This is a genomic window from Desulfovibrio sp. (assembly GCF_035644575.1).
Taxonomy (GTDB): Bacteria; Desulfobacterota; Desulfovibrionia; order Desulfovibrionales; family Desulfovibrionaceae; genus Desulfovibrio.
Genome location: NZ_DASQOG010000179.1, coordinates 1 through 18,109 on the forward strand (window position 1 = coordinate 1; position 18,109 = coordinate 18,109).

General features: G+C 62.0%; 18 protein-coding genes and 1 pseudogene. 10 read left to right on the forward strand and 9 right to left on the reverse strand.

From position 1 onward, the window contains the following. From guaB to VEZ52_RS10345, 10 genes are all read left to right on the forward strand, one after another. The coding region (gene guaB, locus VEZ52_RS10300) for an IMP dehydrogenase (protein ID WP_324836728.1) at window positions 1-1,432 on the forward strand (1,432 nt) is incomplete at its 5' end. A 311-nt stretch (window positions 1,433-1,743) separates the two neighbouring features. Then, complete coding sequence (gene guaA / locus VEZ52_RS10305; protein WP_324836729.1) at window positions 1,744-3,279, forward strand: glutamine-hydrolyzing GMP synthase; 1,536 nt, start codon at window positions 1,744-1,746, stop codon at window positions 3,277-3,279. 9 nt (window positions 3,280-3,288) lie between these two features. After that, on the forward strand, window positions 3,289-4,011 hold the full coding sequence (gene tatB, locus VEZ52_RS10310; protein WP_324836730.1) for a Sec-independent protein translocase protein TatB: 723 nt from the start codon (window positions 3,289-3,291) through the stop codon (window positions 4,009-4,011). Window positions 4,012-4,457: 446 nt separating this feature from the next. After that, window positions 4,458-5,264 carry a twin-arginine translocase subunit TatC gene (gene tatC / locus VEZ52_RS14645; protein WP_414649513.1) on the forward strand — a complete coding sequence of 269 codons (807 nt, stop codon included), beginning with the start codon at window positions 4,458-4,460 and terminating at the stop codon, window positions 5,262-5,264. Further along, window positions 5,261-5,860 carry an imidazoleglycerol-phosphate dehydratase gene (locus VEZ52_RS10320; protein ID WP_324836732.1) on the forward strand — a complete coding sequence of 200 codons (600 nt, stop codon included), beginning with the start codon at window positions 5,261-5,263 and terminating at the stop codon, window positions 5,858-5,860. The genes tatC and VEZ52_RS10320 overlap by 4 nt, the downstream gene beginning before the upstream one ends. Then, on the forward strand, window positions 5,860-6,519 hold the full coding sequence (locus VEZ52_RS10325; RefSeq protein WP_324836733.1) for a hypothetical protein: 660 nt from the start codon (window positions 5,860-5,862) through the stop codon (window positions 6,517-6,519). The genes VEZ52_RS10320 and VEZ52_RS10325 overlap by 1 nt, the downstream gene beginning before the upstream one ends. Next, window positions 6,516-7,247 (forward strand): 1-(5-phosphoribosyl)-5-[(5-phosphoribosylamino)methylideneamino]imidazole-4-carboxamide isomerase, encoded by a 732-nt coding sequence (gene hisA, locus VEZ52_RS10330; RefSeq protein ID WP_324836734.1) that lies wholly within the window; start codon window positions 6,516-6,518, stop codon window positions 7,245-7,247. The genes VEZ52_RS10325 and hisA overlap by 4 nt, the downstream gene beginning before the upstream one ends. A gap of 322 nt (window positions 7,248-7,569) precedes the next feature. After that, window positions 7,570-8,037 (forward strand): multidrug efflux SMR transporter, encoded by a 468-nt coding sequence (locus tag VEZ52_RS10335; RefSeq protein WP_324836735.1) that lies wholly within the window; start codon window positions 7,570-7,572, stop codon window positions 8,035-8,037. Further along, window positions 8,037-8,375 carry an SMR family transporter gene (locus tag VEZ52_RS10340; protein ID WP_324836744.1) on the forward strand — a complete coding sequence of 113 codons (339 nt, stop codon included), beginning with the start codon at window positions 8,037-8,039 and terminating at the stop codon, window positions 8,373-8,375. The genes VEZ52_RS10335 and VEZ52_RS10340 overlap by 1 nt, the downstream gene beginning before the upstream one ends. A gap of 33 nt (window positions 8,376-8,408) precedes the next feature. Then, a complete protein-coding gene (locus VEZ52_RS10345) occupies window positions 8,409-8,948 on the forward strand; it encodes a hypothetical protein (protein WP_324836736.1) in 540 nt (179 codons plus the stop codon). A 47-nt stretch (window positions 8,949-8,995) separates the two neighbouring features. On the opposite strand, the gene VEZ52_RS10350 is transcribed toward VEZ52_RS10345, so the two are convergent. From VEZ52_RS10350 to VEZ52_RS10390, 9 genes and pseudogenes are all read right to left on the reverse strand, one after another. Further along, a complete protein-coding gene (locus VEZ52_RS10350) occupies window positions 8,996-9,571 on the reverse strand; it encodes a histidine phosphatase family protein (RefSeq protein ID WP_324836737.1) in 576 nt (191 codons plus the stop codon). After that, on the reverse strand, window positions 9,568-10,815 hold the full coding sequence (locus tag VEZ52_RS10355; RefSeq protein WP_324836738.1) for a DVU_1551 family NTP transferase: 1,248 nt from the start codon (window positions 10,813-10,815) through the stop codon (window positions 9,568-9,570). The genes VEZ52_RS10350 and VEZ52_RS10355 overlap by 4 nt, the downstream gene beginning before the upstream one ends. A gap of 88 nt (window positions 10,816-10,903) precedes the next feature. Further along, complete coding sequence (locus VEZ52_RS10360; protein ID WP_324836739.1) at window positions 10,904-12,052, reverse strand: DVU_1553 family AMP-dependent CoA ligase; 1,149 nt, start codon at window positions 12,050-12,052, stop codon at window positions 10,904-10,906. Beyond that, on the reverse strand, window positions 12,052-13,515 hold the full coding sequence (trsS, locus tag VEZ52_RS10365; protein ID WP_324836740.1) for a radical SAM (seleno)protein TrsS: 1,464 nt from the start codon (window positions 13,513-13,515) through the stop codon (window positions 12,052-12,054). The genes VEZ52_RS10360 and trsS overlap by 1 nt, the downstream gene beginning before the upstream one ends. Beyond that, window positions 13,512-13,976: a DVU_1555 family C-GCAxxG-C-C protein gene (locus VEZ52_RS10370; RefSeq protein ID WP_324836741.1), complete on the reverse strand. Its 465-nt coding sequence runs from the start codon at window positions 13,974-13,976 to the stop codon at window positions 13,512-13,514. Before VEZ52_RS10370 ends, trsS begins: the two co-directional genes overlap by 4 nt. Further along, on the reverse strand, window positions 13,973-14,851 hold the full coding sequence (gene trsM / locus VEZ52_RS10375; protein ID WP_324836742.1) for a DVU_1556 family methyltransferase: 879 nt from the start codon (window positions 14,849-14,851) through the stop codon (window positions 13,973-13,975). The genes VEZ52_RS10370 and trsM overlap by 4 nt, the downstream gene beginning before the upstream one ends. Further along, window positions 14,848-15,063 (reverse strand): DVU_1557 family redox protein, encoded by a 216-nt coding sequence (locus tag VEZ52_RS10380; protein ID WP_192113326.1) that lies wholly within the window; start codon window positions 15,061-15,063, stop codon window positions 14,848-14,850. Before VEZ52_RS10380 ends, trsM begins: the two co-directional genes overlap by 4 nt. Beyond that, window positions 15,060-17,573 carry a pyridine nucleotide-disulfide oxidoreductase/dicluster-binding protein gene (locus VEZ52_RS10385; RefSeq protein WP_324836743.1) on the reverse strand — a complete coding sequence of 838 codons (2,514 nt, stop codon included), beginning with the start codon at window positions 17,571-17,573 and terminating at the stop codon, window positions 15,060-15,062. The genes VEZ52_RS10380 and VEZ52_RS10385 overlap by 4 nt, the downstream gene beginning before the upstream one ends. Before the next feature lie 256 nt (window positions 17,574-17,829). Next, window positions 17,830-18,109, reverse strand: a pseudogene (locus VEZ52_RS10390) (aldehyde oxidoreductase); the annotation flags it as partial.

Here is an 18,109-nt window from a genome sequence, read left to right on the forward strand (position 1 = left end):
GACCTTCGACGACATTTTGCTAGTCCCCGGCTTTTCGGACATCACCCCCGACGCCGTTGACATCTCCACCTGGCTCACCCCCGAAATTCCCCTGCGCATCCCCCTGCTCTCCGCCGCCATGGACACCGTGACTGAAGCGGCTATGGCCATTTCCATGGCCCGCATGGGCGGCATCGGCATCATCCATAAGAACATGCCTGTTGCGCGGCAGCGTCTTGAGGTGGAAAAGGTCAAGAAGAGCGAAAGCGGCATGATCCTTGATCCTGTGACCATTTCGCCCAACAACACCGTGCAGGAAGCCCTGGACCTCATGTCCGACTTCCGCGTGTCGGGCTTGCCCGTGGTTGAGGATGGCCGCCTGGTAGGCATTCTTACCAACCGCGACGTGCGCTTTGTGCAGGACGGCGCGGCAGTGCGCGTTTCTGAAGTGATGACCAGCACCAACCTCGTGACGGTGCCCATGGGCACCTCGCTTGAAGAATCCAAGCGTCACCTGCACGAACACCGCATCGAAAAGCTCCTGGTGGTAGATGAGGAAGGCCTCTTGCGTGGCCTCATCACCATGAAGGACATCGACAAAGTCCAGAAGTACCCCAACGCCTGCAAAGACTCCAACGGGCGCTTGCGCGTGGGTGCCGCCATCGGCATCGGGCGCGACTGCGAATCACGTTCCGAGCAGTTGATCGAGGCTGGCGCGGACGTGCTGGTGCTCGATTCTGCCCACGGGCATTCGGTCAACGTGCTCAACGCCATCCGCATGGTCAAGGGCGCGTTCCCCAACTGCCAGCTCGTGGCAGGCAACGTTGCCACTTACGAAGGCGCCAAGGCAATTCTTGAAGCAGGCGCTGATTCCGTCAAAATCGGCATCGGACCCGGCTCCATCTGCACCACCCGCATTGTGGCTGGCGTGGGCGTGCCGCAGGTTACCGCCATTATGGACGGCAGCCGCGCCGCGCGCGAGATGGACCGCTGCTGCATTGCCGACGGCGGCATCAAGTTCTCCGGCGATATCGTCAAGGCCCTTGTGGTTGGCGCGCACTCGGTGATGATCGGCTCCCTCTTTGCCGGCACCGAGGAAAGCCCCGGCGAAACCATTCTGTATCAGGGCCGTACCTACAAAATTTATCGCGGCATGGGTTCCATTGACGCCATGAAGGATGGCAGCTCTGACCGCTACTTCCAGGAAAAGAGCAAGAAGCTCGTGCCTGAAGGCATTGTTGGCCGCGTGCCTTATCGCGGCCCGGTCATGGAAGCCGTGTACCAGCTCATGGGCGGCCTGCGCTCCGGCATGGGCTATGTGGGCGCGCACAACCTGAACGACCTTTTTGAAAACACCACCTTCTGTGAAATTTCACCTGCGGGCCTGCGCGAAAGCCATGTCCACGATGTTGTTATCACGAAGGAAGCGCCGAACTACCGCATCGAGAACTAGGCAATACCGCTGCCAGCGGTCTTTTGCCCTCCGGCGGCATGAGATTTCGCCTGCTTTTCCGGCAACGTGCCGCTAAAGCACTAGCCGAAAAAGCAGGCGCGTCTTGTTTGGCGGAGAACAAAAATCCCGCGGCAACACAAGCGGAAAGAGCAGCGGCTCCCAAAGCCGTAGATAGCCCACAGGCCCCGGCATCACGACCATCGGGCAAAAGATCAGAAAAAGATCAGGCGAACGATCAGGAGCAAGATCAACCGGGCGCGCAGTAGCGGCGCACAGCAACAGGCCACGGCCAGCACCAGGCGAGGACACATATGCCCAGCAAAGTCATAATTATTGACTACGGCTCACAGGTTACCCAGCTCATCGCGCGCCGCGTGCGCGAAGCCGGGGTTTACTCCGAAATACATTCCTGCATCACCACCGCTGCCCAGGTGGCGGCAATGAAGCCTTCCGCCGTCATCCTTTCCGGTGGCCCGGCCAGCGTGGGCGAAGCCGATGCTCCGGTTCTTGACCCCGGTTTTCTTGAGCTTGGCGTGCCGGTGCTCGGCATATGCTACGGCATGCAGCTGCTGGCCCAGAATCTTGGCGGCCAGCTTGCCCAGTCGCTCACGCGCGAATACGGCCCCTCCGACCTTACCCTCACCGCGCCCTGCGCCCTGTGGGAAGGCATTGAATCCACCAGTCGCGTGTGGATGAGCCACGGCGACAAGGTGCTTGCGCCGCCGCCAGGCTTTACCGTGACGGGCCGCACGCCTACCCTGGATGTGGCCGCCATGGCTGACGAAGCCCGCAAAATCTACGCCGTGCAGTTCCACCCCGAAGTGCACCACAGCGTGGACGGCGAGCGCATGCTGCGCAACTTCCTGTTCAAGGTTGCTGGCATCAAGCCCGACTGGACCATGTCTTCATTTGTGGAGCGCGTGGTTGCCGAAATGGCCGAACAGGTGGGCGATCGCCATGTGGTCTGCGCCCTTTCCGGCGGCATCGACTCCACCGTGGTGGCCGTGCTGCTCAACAAGGCCATCGGCAAGCGCCTGCACTGCATCTTTGTGGATAACGGCCTGCTGCGCCTTGGCGAAGGTGATGAAGTGGTCAGCTATCTGCGCGAACACTTTGACCTCAACCTCGACTTCGTTCAGGCGCAGGAACGTTTTCTTTCCAAGCTTGCGGGCGTGGATGATCCCGAAAAGAAGCGCAAGATCATCGGCCACACCTTCATTGAAATTTTCGACGAAGAATCCAAAAAGCTGCCCCGGGTGGACTTTCTGGCGCAGGGTACCCTGTACCCTGACGTTATCGAGTCCATCTCGCACAAGGGCCCCAGCGCCGTCATCAAGAGCCACCACAACGTGGGTGGCCTGCCCGATACCATGAAGCTCAAACTCATCGAGCCCCTGCGCGAACTCTTCAAGGACGAAGTGCGCAAGGTTGCCGCAGAGCTTGGCATGCCCGACTCCATCGTGTGGCGGCATCCCTTCCCCGGCCCCGGCCTCGCCATCCGCGTGCTCGGCGAAATCACCGAAGAGCGCCTCCAGATTTTGCGCCTGGCCGACAGGATCGTGCAGCAGGAACTGCGCGAATCCGGCTGGTACCGCAAGGTGTGGCAGGGCTTTGCCGTGCTGCTGCCGCTCAAGACCGTTGGCGTCATGGGCGATGGCCGCACCTACGAGCATGTTATCGCCCTGCGCGTGGTTGACAGCGTGGACGCCATGACCGCTGACTGGGCGCGCCTGCCTGCGGAACTGATCGAGCGCATGTCGAGCCGCATCATCAACGAGGTCAAGGGCGTCAACCGCGTGGTGTATGACGTTTCTTCCAAGCCGCCGAGCACAATTGAGTGGGAATAAGGGGGCAGCATGTTCGGGATAGGAAGCACTGAACTTCTGGTCATCCTTGTGGTGGCCCTCATCGTACTTGGCCCCAAAAGCCTTGCCAACGTGTCGCGCACGCTGGGCAAGGCCATGGGCGAGTTCCGCCGCGTTTCCACAGACTTTCAGCGCACGCTGAATGCTGAGGCCGAGGAAGAGGAACAACGCAAGCGCAAGCAGGAAGCCGCCAGAGCGGCGAAAGAAGCTGCTGCCGCCGCCAAGGAAGCCCACGCCGCCGAAATGGCCGCAGCAGCGGCAACCGAGGCCCAGCCTGCCGCAACGGCAACAGCACAGGCAGACAATATTCCTGCCTCGGAGGCGGTTATTGACGCCACGGCGACCCGGCCTGCCGCCCATGCGGGGCAGAACACAGCCACGGCAACGGCCGAAGCGGCGCAGCCCGAGGCCACAAAGCCCACGGTCGCTGACGCTCCTGTTGTTGACGCTCCGATTGCCGATACTTCGGTTGTCGAAGCGGCCCACACCGCAGAGGCCAAGACCGCAGAGGCCCAGCCTGTTGCCCAGCCTGTTGCGGGCACGGCAGCAACCGCAGAAGGGGCAGCTCCGGTTGCACCGCCTGCTGGCAGCCCTTTGGCTGAAGCCCTTGCCAAAACAAAGGCCGAGGCAGAAGCCGCAGAAGCCAAGCTGGCCGCTGCACCCGCAGGCGCATCCCAGGCCGCCGCTACCCCTGACAATGGCGGCAAGGCATGAGTGCGGATAAACCCTTGAGCCCCGAGGTGGCCGCGTCCCCGTCTGCCCCTGAGACCGCAGGGGAACATTCCGACCTCAACAAGACAAATGAAACCGCAGCGGAGCCGTCCCCCCAAGGGGCGGCCCCTGCAGATACGCCTGTAGAAGCGGCAGAAGCGTCTGCCGCGTCTACACCCGAAGCTCCCGCCGCAGCGGGCGTAGAAACTGCGCTCGAACAGGTGGCAGAACCTTCGGGAGAACCCGCCGCAGCCCCTGCGCCCGAAACGACACCGGAAGCAACGCCGGAAACACAGTCTGACGGACAGCCTCCTCTGCCCCCGGTTCCTCCGGTTGGAGCGGTGCAAAGCCCTGCGGCAGAGCCTGAAAACCTGCCCATCCAGAGCGAAAGCACGCCTCCTGCCACGCCGAAAGACGATGCGGAGGAAGAAGAAGCCGACGACAGGCCCATGGGCCTCATGGATCACCTCTCGGAGCTGCGTGGCCGCCTTGTGCGCTGCTGCCTCGCCGTCATGGTGGGCTTTATAGCCTGTTGGGCCGTGGTTGATCCCATTTTTGACGCCCTTGTGGCTCCCCTGCTGAGCGTCCTGCCTGACGGCTCGCACGCCATCTACACCACCCTGCCCGAAGGTTTCTTCACCCGCATGCATATTGCCTTTGTGGCTGGCGTGTTTGTGAGCAGCCCTGCAATTTTTTATCAGGTATGGGCCTTCATCGCCCCCGGCCTGTATGAAGAAGAAAAACGGAGCATCATACCCGTTGCCGTGATGTCGGCCTTTTTCTTTATCAGCGGCGGGGCCTTCTGCTATTTTGTGGTCTTTCCCAACGCCTTTGCCTTCTTTATGAGCTACGCCACAGACTCCATTGTGGCCATGCCCAAAATCAGCGATTATCTGAGCTTTGTGCTCAAGCTCATTCTCGCCTTTGGCCTGGTGTTTGAAATGCCGCTGTTTGCCTTCTTTCTGGCGCGCATGGGCATTATCACGGCAGAACTCATGCGCCGCGTGCGGCGCTACGCCATCTTGGGCATCTTTATTGTGGCGGCCATTCTTTCGCCGCCCGATGTGGTTTCGCAGCTGCTCATGGCCGCGCCCATGCTTGTTCTTTATGAAGTGAGCATCTTTGTGGCGGCTGGCTTTGGCAAAAAAACTGCAAAAGAAGACGAGTCCGAAGAAAAGCCCGAAGGCGAAGACGGTGAAACCGCCGATGCCGAGGCAAAACCGGGCAAGGATGAAAACACCTCGGAGAAGCCATGAGCGACACCGCCCCCAGAACCTCCGCACAAGAACGAAAAAGCGCTGAAACCGACATCCGGCTTGAACTGAACATTGACGGTCAGGGCATTACGGACGTGAAAACAGGTTTTGGCCTGCTCGACCATATGTTGACGCTGACAGCTTTTTGGGCTGGTATGGATCTGCGTCTGGTGTGCGAAGGCGACATGGAAGTGGACGCCCACCACACCACAGAAGACGTGGGGCTGTTGCTCGGCAAGGCGCTGCTTGAAGCCCTTGGCGACAGGGCGGGCATTGCCCGCGTGGGCTATGGGCGTGTTCCCATGGACGAAGCCCTGGCGGAAGCCACTGTTGATCTCTCAGGCCGCCCCTGGCTCGAGTGGCGTGGCGGCGAATTGCTGCCCCCGGTTCTGGCCGGGGAAGAAAAAGACCTCTGGCGGGAATTTTACAAGGCATTTGCAAGCAGTGCGCGCTGCAATCTGCATGTGGAGTTCCGCTATGGCCAGAACGGCCATCATCTGCTGGAATCGGCGGCCAAGGGGCTGGGGCTTGCCCTGGCCCAGGCAGTGCGCCGAAACGGCACAACCATCAGAAGCACAAAGGGAGGTCTTGATTGATGCAATCCCGACTTCGTATGCTGTTGCTGCCCGCGCTCTGCCTCATGCTGATCGCCTGCGCCTGCAGCCGCCGTCCCACAAGCACGGCGGACGTTCCCCGCGTTATTTCGCCTTCATACGTCATATCGGTTGCGCCCTTTACCCAGCCGATCAACGCAAGCCAGCTTATTACCGGGCGTATCCCTGAAGATCAGGGCCGCATTGCCGATGAGCAGCTGCCCTCGCTTGACCGTCGGCTCCGCAATGTGCTCACCACCGATTCCAAACGTCAGTTCAAGTATATTGACGCCATTGATCTGTCCAAGGATCTTACGCGCTTCCACAGTTCCGAACAGCCGCAGGCGCTGCCGCTCTGGATTGCCTATGGCAAGAAGCAGGGCGCGCAATTGCTGCTGGTGCCGCAGATTCTTGACTGGCACGAGCGCCAGGGTTCCACTGCCGGTGTTACCGAGCCAGCCCATGTGCGCGTGGAGTTTTTCCTCATCAACATTGCCAACGGCTCCATCATGTCTCGCTCCGTCTTCGAAGAAAGGCAGGAAGGCCTTGTGGACAATCTGATGAACGTCGGCGCGTTCTTCAAGCGGCGCGGCCAGTGGGTCACAGCTGAAGAACTGACCGAAGACGGCATGCGCAAAGCAGTAAAGGATATGGGTTTATGATTCTGTTTCCCGCCGTGGACATTCAGGACGGCAAGGCCGTGCGCCTCAAGCAGGGCCGCGCCCATGAAAGCACCGTCTTTGCCGAAGACCCCACAGACGCCGCAAAAGCCTGGGAAGCGCGAGGCGCTCAATGGCTGCACGTGGTTGATCTGGACGGAGCCTTTGACGGCGCGGCCAAAAGCCGCGAGATCGTGCGCCGCATCTGCACCGAGCTGTCCATTCCCGTACAGCTTGGCGGCGGTATCCGCGACATGGCAACAGCCCAGGCTTATTTTGATGCAGGCGTTTCACGCCTTATTATCGGCACCCTGGCTCTGGAACAGCCCGAGCTTTTTGCCGAAATGTGCCGCGCCTTTCCTGGCCGCATTGGCGTATCGCTGGATGCGGAAGGCGGCAAACTCAAGACACGTGGATGGGTTGCCGACACGGGCCTGACCGTTGACGGAGTTCTGCCCCGCCTGCTGGCCGATGGCGCTGCTTTCATCATTTATACAGATATCGAACGCGACGGCATGCAGTGCGGCGTCAACGTGCCCGCGCTGGAGCATCTTTCGCGCCTTTCCACGGTGCCTGTCATCGCTGCGGGCGGTGTGGCAACGCTGGCGGATGTGCAGAAGCTCTACCCCCTCACCCGCAGCACAAGCCTTGTGGGCGCTGTGAGCGGCAGAGCGCTGTATGAGGGCACCCTCAACCTTGAGGAAGCCAACGCCTGGATCGCCGCCCAATAAGCGGCATATAACTACAGATGCAAGGCGGGCCATGCGGCCCGCCTTTTTCATGAGCCTGCCGAAACAAGGCTGCATTCATCAGCGGCAGAAATAGTCAGCGCATACTGCAACCTTGACTCCCCCCTCTCGCGGCCTTATGCTCTAGCCATGTTACGCTTCAACTTTGCTTTTATGCCTCTTTTGCGCCCATGCGTTTCGGGCTTTCCTGAAGAACGTTACTGGCGTTCCCTGCTCTAGCATCTCTCGCTACTTCCTCTGGTCATAACCATTGTTGTCCTTCATTGCTGAAGGATTGCCTTTTTATTTTCCGCGAGAGATTTTTATGCTTAGATCAAAACCGTACCATTGGTGCTGCCTCCTTGCCTCCGTATTTCTGGAGGTAGGCGGAACACTTGTCATGAAGCTGGCGCAGGGCTGGGCCTTTCCACACGCACAGGTTTTGGGGCTGGTTGTCATGTGGCTGGCCATCGCCATGTCCTACTATTTTTTGTCCAAGGCCGTTACGGGCATCCCTGTCGGCGTGACCTTTGCCTTTTGGGAAGGGTTGGGCCTGACCTGCATCACTTTGGGCAGCGTGCTTTTTCTGAACGAAGCCCTGACCTTGCGCCGCGCGCTTGGTCTGGCCTGCGTGCTGTCTGGCGCTTTGCTGGTCAATTACGGAACCGGGCACGGAACCCCCAAGCCCAGCCGCGAGGACGCCCCCACGGACAACAATAAGGCTGAAACCAGCAAGCAACGCGCAGAAGCGCCTGCCTTGAATAACGGCCTTGCCGCGGGAGGGAACAGATGATGGATATTTCAAGCATGTTCCAGAACGCCGCCCTGCCGCTGGTTTTACTGGCCGCCGCGCTGGACGTGACCGCCAATATGTTGCTTGTGCGCTCCGACAGCTTCCGCCGCCGCGCTGTGGGTCTGCTGGCCCTTGCGCTGGTGGGACTGGCTTTCTATTGCCTTTCACTGGCAGTTCATCATATGGATTTGGCCGTGGCTTACGCCATGTGGGGCGGTTTTGGCGTGCTTGGCACATCCGTGGGCGGATGGCTGTTGCTGCGCCAAAAGCTCAACCCCAGCGCATTTGCAGGCATTGCCCTGCTCGTGTGCGGCATGGTGTTGCTGCACACAAGCTGATGCAGGGCCGGATAGCTGCTTTCAGGAGAACGTATGAACAAAGGTTTTTGGGACTACCTGTCGCACTGGCAGAAGGTCTTTCCCCGCCGCCGCGCCGTCAGCTGGCGCGAAGGCTGGCTGCAAAACGGCTATTGCCGCGATTGCCGCTATTGCTGCGGGCCGCAGGATTCCAACGAGCTTTTTCCCATGGGCCTGCTGCCCGAGCAGTTGCGCCCCGGCCTTGCCAACGACTTTTATCTGCTCAACAAGGATACGGCCTTTATGGACGGCCGGGGTTGCCGCTCGTGCACCAATCAGGGCTGCCGTCTGCCCCGGCCAGAACGGCCTGTGGCCTGCGGGCTTTTCCCTTTTGTGCTGAACGCGGGCGAGATGTATCTTTATCAGATTTGCCCGGCGTCGCTCTTTACGCCGCTGGCCCGCATGGCGGAACTGGGACGCGAAGCGGCGGACTGGCTGGCAAAATTCAGCCAGCACCAGCAGGAGCATATCGCCCTGAATCTGCCCGCTGATGTGCTCACAGACCGCTACATCAATCTGCATATCCGCGTGTACAATCCCACGGCCTGGATCTGAAGCAAGGGGCGAGCTGCCGAATAGTACGGCTTGCGGCTGGCGGCATGCTACCATTCCGGCACAAAGGCGCGGCACCCGTAGTATTGGGGAATGCGCAGCACATCCCTGAGCGGCAGGGCAAGGTAGTGGGCCAGCAGGCTGCCCAGAATACCCGCATGCGAAACCATGAGCAGGGTTGCACCGGGGTAAAACCTCCTCCAGCGCGCCACAGCCGCCAGAGCGCGGCGCTGGGCCTGCATGAAGCTTTCGCCATGCGGGGGACAAAAATGCGCCATATCCTGCCCACGCGCTGCATGCGCTCCGGGCCATGCGAGCTCAATTTCCGCCTTGGTCATTCCCTGCCAGAGGCCAAGATCAATCTCGCGCAGACCGGGCTCCACATGCAAGGGAGGCCGCCCGTGCGGCACTGCCTCCATCAGGATGGCGGCAGTCTCGCGGCAGCGGTCAAGATCCGAGCAGATGACCGCGCCAAGCGCGCCCTGCACCGCTGGCATGAACTGCCGCGCCAAAAGACGTATCTGCTCCCTGCCCGCATCACTTAAAGGAATATCCCTCGCGCCGACCATGCGCCGCTCAGGATTGGGCGGCAACATGCCGTGCCGCACCAGCCAGATGCCGCTCATGCGACCTCACGCCGGGCGGCATTGCTGCGCGCTGCATTGCAATTACGTACTAGGGCGCGTTCCGCCACCAGGGCGGGCTCTTTGCCGATCTCCCGGGCAATGCGCTCTTCCAGCGCCTTGACGCGACCAAGCCGCCCCCGGATGGCCTCGCAGGCCGGGGCATCCTGCGCGTAGGCCTCCAGCTTGAGGCCAAAGCGCCGCTCCACGGGCACAAAGTTGCCGCCGTAGCAATACTTGTCGGCCAGATAGACCAGCTCGCGCTCTGTGACAGGCTCATCCTCCGGCAAGGACAGATCGCGGTGATCCTGCACCAGACGTGCCATCTCCGGCAATTCCAGCCGCCGCAAAAATTCCCCTGCCGCCACCTCGTGCCTGGGCTGGCCTTTGCAGATATCGTGCAGCAACCCGCCAGCCAGCGCCAGGCGGGGATCCACCCCGGCATCATACCCTGCGGCCTCGCGCGCATGGGCCAGAGCCTCGGCCAGGCAGCAGGCCACGGCCCCCACAGCCCGGGCGTGACGCAAGCCTTTTTCCGGCACATTGCACGTGCGCAGCAGGCATTCGGCCTCCACAGGCGACAGGGTATGCCGCTCACGGGCCAGCACGCGCAGGCGAGCATAGTCGTCGGGGGTGTCCATATCTTCCAGAATCAGGGCATCAGCCACAGGCACATGCCGCAAGGGCGCGCCTTCCAGCGCTCCACGCAGCCCGTTGTGCCCCTGGTGCGCCAGAATATGCGGGGCCAAAGCCATGGGAATCAGGGGAGGATGCCCCTCCTGCCCGTCAAATATCGGCACAAGCACCGGCAGGGGCGCGGCCTTGCCGCTCACAGCCAGCGCTGCCGCCTGGTCGGCCTCTTCCTGCCCGACGGCATTGAGCAAAGCCCTGATGGTCAGGGGCCGCACCAGCGGCACATCCACTGGCTGCACAAAAAACTGCCCGTCAAAACCGCCCTCCAGCAGGGCCGCAACGCCTGTCTGCACTGATGAAAACATGCCCCGCTGCGGGTCGGGATTCCGCACTGCGGTCAGCCCCAGCGCCAGTGCCTCGGCTTCCACAATTTCGGCATGAAAGCCGCTGACGATCACCACATCTTCCACACCAAGGGAGCGGTACAGACTGACCAGCCCTCTCAGGGCGGAGCAGCGCCCGCCTTCTGGCAGCGATGGCAGGGAAAGCAGGGCTTTGGCTGCGCCCATGCGCGAGGCCATGCCTGCGGCAAGAATCAGAACGGCTGGTTTCATGTGCTTTCTTCTTCGCGTTATTGCGCTGAAAACAATCAATGTATGGAGCAGATACAATATGCCCATTGCTGGGGCATGGCATCAGACGCTAAACACCCCGTCCCTTGGCCGGGCGCACGATGCGCGGCGGCTGCCCGCTTATGCGTTCAATGCGGCCACGCACAGAGCCAAGCCTGCGCAAGGGGCTGCCGCAGGCGCAAGGGGCAGGCAGCAGACGGGCTACATCACCAGTTCGATATCGCACCAAGGGCATACCCTGCCGCTGGAGCGTGGTAATGACAACCTCGCCCTCTTCGCCTTGGGCCAATACTTTATTCCCTGAAATATCTACTATTTCTATCAGAACGTCCAGTTCCCGCACATGAAAGCCCTCATGGGCGGGGCATTCCACCGCGCAGCCGTAGGCGGTTTCCGTAAGGCCGTAGTGATCCAGAATCTCGCATTGCCACGCTCGGCGCAGAGCCTGCCCAAGCGCATCGTCCAGCGGCTCGGCGCTGGTGAGTATACCCTCGAGCCCCTGCGGCCCCCGGTCGGGAAAGTGCTTCAGCAAAAGGGCCAGCTGCGCGGGCGCGGCAACGAGGCAGTGTGGCTTTGTCTGCTCCAGCCACAGGGCAAGGGCTTTGCCCGGCTCATGGCCATGCTCTCCACCCGACTCCGCGCAAGAGCCTGTATCTGCCGCTGGGGTCGCGTGAACTTCCGGCGGTGGGGCCAGCACATCCACACCCGCCGGGCTCAAAGCCTGTCGCAGCAGGTCGGCCACGCCGTCAGGCCGCTCCGCACCGGGCAACAGCACTGCCAGCCGCTGCCCCGCTCCCACAAGCTGACTCATGCCCACGGCGAAAAAATCGCGCGTGCGGGCCAGATCCGCATCAGTAAAGGCAAGCCGTTTGGGTTGCCCCGTGGTACCTGACGTGTGCAGCGTGACCATGCGCTGCACATCCCCTTGCGAAACGCACAAAAAATCACCCCAGTTGCGCAGGTCTTCCGCAGTGGTGAAGGGCAGACGCTCCAGATCATCCACACTGGTTATATCCAGATCGCACTCCCGCAAATGCCTGGCATAAAACGCCCCGCGCAGAGCCTGCCGCAAGGTACTGCGCAGCAGCGCCGCCTGGGCATCCGCCAGCTTGACGGGCAGTTCCCCGGCGCTGCACGCTCCGCACTGACGTGCCAGCCAGAGATCCAGCGGGCAGGAGCCGAAACCTGTTGTGGAAGGATGAATTACGGCATCTGTCACTAGGCGTCACCATACAGGCGCGTGCCGTCGCTGGCAGTGAGGTTGTGCAGGCAGAACGGAATCATGCGCCCGTCAGGCCGAACCACATGGATGCAGCAACCGCGCACCCGGTCAAGGTCGAGGCTCAGGGCATCCTGAAAAGCCATGGCCGAAAGCGTGAAGCGTTGCTCTGCCCCGGCCTGAGCCAGAAATCGGCTGAAGCCGTCCGCACTGGTCTTGCCGCCTGCGCTGCCAGAGTCAGATGCCCCCCCGCAGGCACAGGCAGATTCCCCGCCGCCGGTGGCCCCCTTCCAGTGCAGGGCCACAAACTGTTTGGCCTTGCGCGCGCCGTCCTCCGCTGATGGCGGCACTTCCGCGCCAGCGGCCTTCGGTGCTGGCGAGCAGCAAGACTGCCCCGCATCGGCCAGCCATTCCAGCGAAGGAGCGCCGTCTTTCTGCACCCGACGGTACACTGCGCTGAACGAACACAGCTCGTTTTCGCATCCCGGCGGGTGCAGGTGGCTGGGGCTGACCATTTCCGGTGCCTGCCGGGCAAGCTCGGCCATGACTTCGGGCAGGGTCAGGCGCGGGGCTTCCTCCAGCCGCCAGGGGTAGCGCCCAAAAAAGGCGGCTGGCTGCATGTGCAGACCCCGCACCGCCGGGCCAAGCTCCAGCGCCATGCGCAGCAGATCACCCAGTTCGCCATCATTGACGCCGCGCACAAGAGTCGCCACCAGCACCACGCCAAGCCCGGCCTCTGCGCAGTTGCGCACGGCACGGCGCTTGAAATCAAGACATTCCCTGCCCCGCAGGCTTGCAAAACTGCTTTCGCGCACGCCGTCCCATTGCAGATAGACAGAATCAAGCCCGGCCTCGCGCAGCGCACGGGCATAACCCTGCTCGCGCGACAGGCGCAGGCCGTTGGTATTGATCTGCACAAGCCCAAAGCCGCGTTGCCGCGCCAGAGCGATGATTTGCGGCAGGTCATCACGCATGGTCGGCTCTCCGCCGGATATCTGCACATTGCAGGGGCCGGACGCGCCCTTGAGCGTATCCATCTGCGCCGCAATCACGTTCAACGGCACATCTGCCGGCACTCCGGACTGTTGATTCGATATGGAACCAGCAGAAGCATAGCACACGGGGCAGGCCATATCACAGCGCATGGTGACCTCAAACAGGCCTGTGCAGGTATGCTGGGCATGGGCCGGGCAAAGGCCGCAGTCAAAAGGGCAGCCATCGCGGATAGGCGTATGCGGATTGGCTGGGTAGGAAGGGCTTTTGGGCCGCGACCATGCTGTAAAGGGCGGCGTGACAACGGCACCGGGCTTTGCCTCCCGCCATACGGGGACGCTGAACGTGCCGTGCTCCGGGCAGGTTTTGCGCAGCACGACAGTGAGGGCATCCTTGACCGAGCGTTCATAGGTGCCCTCTACCCGGCGCAAGCACACGGGGCAAAGGCTCTGGGTACGGCGTAAGGTCATGCCTTTTCCGTCAGATCCAGCTCGTAACTCTGAACCAGTTCCATGATTTTTCCCCAGCATTCCGCCAGCAAGTCGCCGCAGGCCACAGGATTTGGCTGTTCACCCGCAGTGCCGGAAGTCGCGCCGAGCCCAGCCGCAATCTGCCCGCAGCGCTGGCCGCCGTAAGCTTCCGTGCGGTCATAAAACCATGTGGCGTAGTCATTGAGCAGGGGGGTGAGCATGGGATGCGGAATTTCATCTTCCGCCCCCTTGCCTGCCACCAGAGCCAGGGCGCAGGCCCCGCCGGTCAAGAGACCACAGGGGCCGTCCGATTGACCGATACCGTGGCACAACCCCTGCGCGGCGCGCACCACGCCGGGATTCTGCCTGTCCTGAGCCTGCAACATAAGCAGGAGCAGGAGCTGGCTGCAACAATACCCCTGATGCACCAGGGGCAACAATTCCATCATCATGGGATTCATAGCGTCTCCTTTCGGGCAATCCAAAGGCCGTATCCATAGGCGCGCCAAGCTTTTCCTGGGCCAGCGCCCCCGCATGCGCAGCCCTGGCTGCTGCTATTCGCCGTGGGACGGGTTGCGTCGTCGCCGTACCAGATCATGCGGGCGGCCAGCTCCACCAGAGCGCGGCTGTTGTCCTCAAAATGCAGCAGATGCAAGCCCGCCGTTTCCACAAGCCCGCGCCACGCTGATTCAGGCCGCGCACCGGCAAGGCAAGATGACCCTGGCGCGGAGTATTCCGCCGGGAGTGGCTGAGCCGTCGCTGTTGTCGGCGGGATGGATTGGGACGAGTTCGATTGTACTGCGCTTGCGTGACCGAAACAGGAACAAGCAGAGCTAGAAGAGCCTGCACCAGAGCAGCCAGTGCTGACAGGGGGTTCATAGCCTGGCCGCAACATGAGGTCACTGAGCACCATCACCCCGCCGGGGCGCAGGGCGCGGCAGGCGGCGCGCAAGGCCGCAAGGGGATTATGCAACAAGGAAAGAACGCACTCGCACACTATACAGTCGCAAACGTCTGCGGCAAGCGGCGGGCGCTCAAGATCGGCCCGCACAATGCGGCAATCATCACTATGTGGCGCGTTGACTGAGGGGCTGGCATCGGCAGAAAATCCGACTCCGGCGTGTTTGTCCAGCCCCACGGCGCGATAGCCCATCTGCGAGAGCAGGCGCAGTGTCGCCCCTGCCCCGCTGCCAAGGTCAAGAACCAGCCCGCCGGGCGCAAGCAGGCCCCCAGATGCGCACCACGCAAGCGCGCGGCGCGTCAGCTCCACACCGCCGGGACGCCATGCGTCACCAGCTGCGCGGCGAAAGTCCGGCCTTTCCCACAGTGCGTTCATTTATCTTCCAGCAGTGCTTCCACCTCAAGCATCTTGCCTTCAGCCAGAGATTTGGGCACCTGCGTCAGCCCGCACTTGGGGCAGCGCGGCAAAAACACGTCAAAGGCGCTGTTGAGATAAAAAACCGGAACCTTCACCTGCTCAAGGGCAACGCGGCAACGCCCGCACACCCACTGACCGCCGTCTGGCCCGTAGTTTGGCCCCATGCTCATGACTGTTCACCTCTCTGCCCGCCATTTTGCGCACCCAACATGTTGGGACGCTGCCCATCGGTGCAGCACTGGTGGCTGTTGATGACATCCGCAGCTTCCTGACCGCCGGAACCCGGCACCACCATCCGGTGACACCACGCATCGTGCAGGACAAAGGCCTCGCCCTGCGCCTCGTATTCCACCCAGAAAGTCACCTTTCTGGGCCGCCACGAACCAAGACGGTGCCCGTCATCCAGATTTTCAAACCAGTGACCGCTGGCCTCGGCCCCCACAACTGCCCCTTCCACGTCTGAAAGCAGAATATGCCGATCTTCCAGCCGCGCCAGCACATCCGCCGTCACCAGCACCCTGCCCTTTCCCGCCTGCTCAGGCGTGTCTGCAAGCAGGGCCTGCTGCCCGGCGGCGCTGCCGTACTTCTCCAACAGTTTGCGGCGCAAGGCAGCCCTGTTGGCGCGGCGGGCCGAAAGACCGGGGCCTTGAGCCGCGCCGGACTGCGCATTGCCTGACGCCGGCAACAGCAGATCAAGCAGATGCCAGCACTCCTTGCCGCTGGCCGCCATGCGGTCGCGGCACATGATACACGAGGCGAGGCCGGGGTGTTCAAGCTGGGCGGCACGGTGATCGCTCATGGCGCGGGCGGTTTCCGGCTGGGCGCACCACACGAGGCCTCCGTAGCCGCAACAGGCTGTGGACGCGCCCGAAAGGCGCGGTTCTTCAATTTTTGCTCCGCATTTGCCAGCCAGACTGCGCACAGCGGCAAGCCATGCCGCATCGTGCCGGGCGGTGCAGGGATCCTGAATGGAAAAAACCGAGGGCAGGGAATTACCAGCAGCGGGAGCTTCAAACGGCAAGCCGTCCAGCACTTCCCACACGGAAACGGTCTGCGCTTCCGGCAGAACCTCCCGCAGGGCCGCAAGGCAGGAAGAGCAGGCCGCCATGATGCGCGGCTTGCCCAGCCCCTCCCAGGCTGTGCGCAGTTTGTCCGTATGTTCCCTGAACAGGGCCGTTCTTCCGGCCCAGCGCGCCGGGATGCCGCAGCAGGAAAGCATGATCCCCACGCCGGATTTCAGACCATTGCCAAGTTTTTCGCGCAGCAGATCATAAAGCTCCGCCGTTTGTTCCACACGCGCCGCAGCCAGCTGACAGCCGGGGAAGAACAGCCACTGCTCGCCCGCCCCCTGACTCGCGCCAGAGCCATGGGCTTCGGCGGCTGGCGGCATACCCGACAGCACAAGGGCGCATTCCGGCCCGGAGGCGCTTTCCATATCTTCAAGCGCAAATTCGTGGGCCGTGGGCGGCATAAAGCCGCGTTCCACCATGTCTTCCCTTGCGGAGAGGCACAGTTCGGCCATGGAAAAATTCTCCGGGCACAACTCCTCGCACTGGCCGCACAGGGCGCAGCCGTTGATGAGGGCATTGGCCGTGTGCAGGCCCTTGACGATGGAGGCGTTGTTATTGACCTGACGCGCGTAGAGACGCGGATAGCCCTTGTATTTTTGCAAATACACGCATTCGCGCACGCAGATCATGCACTGGCATTGCAGGCAGCGCTCCGCCTCGCGCGCGGATTCCTCCGCCGAATAGAGCGGCTCGCCGCAAGCAGCCTGCGCGGCTGGTTCCACACGCGGCACGGGGCTTATGCCCGTCAGATCGGTGTGCAGCGGCCCCTGGGATTTGTCCCGCGCAGCTGTGAGGGAAACACCGCTGGTTACGCGCTCCATTGTCTGAGCCGCGTGCCGCCCCTGCCCCGCCTGCCGCGACGGAGAGGCGAAAAGATGGCCTGTGGGGGTGCGGCTGCGCCAGCCAGCGCAGCAGATATTGTCGCGCCAGAGCAGGGTTTCCGCATCCACCTGCGCTTCATCTGGTGCAAGGTCGGGTGCAAGCTGCTGCACGGCATCGGCATCCACCAGCACGGCGTCATACTCCGCAGCAAGCTTCTCCAGCAGCGCGGCGTCAAGATTTGCCTGCGTAAAACTGACCTTCTGGCGGCCAAGAGCTTCCATGTCTTCCACCAGAAAATCCTTGGCAATATCCGTGGCATTATCTGCCGCCAGTGCGGGATGCGCCGCCAACAAAAATTCGCCCGGAGTCCCCGAGTGAAAAACTGTAACAGGATAGGCCTTGCGCGACAGATCCCAGGCTGCCGCAAGCCCGGCAAGCCCGGCGCCCATGACGGCCATACGGAATTTTTTGGGCGGCAAAGGCAGCAGACGGGTCTGCGGGCCCACAGCAAGCATGCACGAGAGTTCAAGCCCATGCATGGCAAGGCTGCCGCCCAGATCCTGCCGCAGACAGGCGTTCTCACAGGGGTGATCGCAAATGCGGGCAATAATGCCGGGCAGGGGCAAGTGCCGCTCAAGCACCTTGCGGGCTTCGCCCTGCTTGCCCTCAGCCATACGGGCCATGAAGGCGCGCACATCCAGATCAAAAGGACAGGCCACCCTGCAACGGGGCGGGCTTTCCTGTGTACAGTGCGACTCTATTTCGTGCAGACGTTGTTGATCCATCATGGCGATTGTTCTCGCTGGCTTGGTGCAGACAGGCGCTGCGGCAAGGGGCAGGCGGCGCAGATTGCCGCCAAAAATACAAACGGGGCGTTCAGAGATACCCCCGAAAGCCCCGATGCAAAAACATTGCACACCGTTACGGCGCTCATGGCCCGGCGCGCGGTAAACCTGACGAATAAACATGGGGCTGGGATATGGGGAGAATCCCTTTAAATCAGGATTCTCCCCAGTGTCTCCAGATGTTTACCGCAATCTTACGCTACTTGGGCATGGCCGCCAACACCTTTTCGGGGCGGGCGGGCAAGTGGCGCACACGCGCGCCGCAAGCATTGTAGATGGCGTTGATGATGGCAGGATGCGGCGCGGTAAGGGGCATTTCGCCCACGCCGGAAGCGCCGAAGGGGCCAGCCTTGCGGGGGGTCTGCACATAGACGATTTCCATGTCGTCAGGAATCATCTTGATGGTGGGCACGCCCGCGCCAGCAAGGGTGCTGTGCTTCTTCAGGTCTTCGTAGTCTTCGGTCAGGGCAAGGCCAACG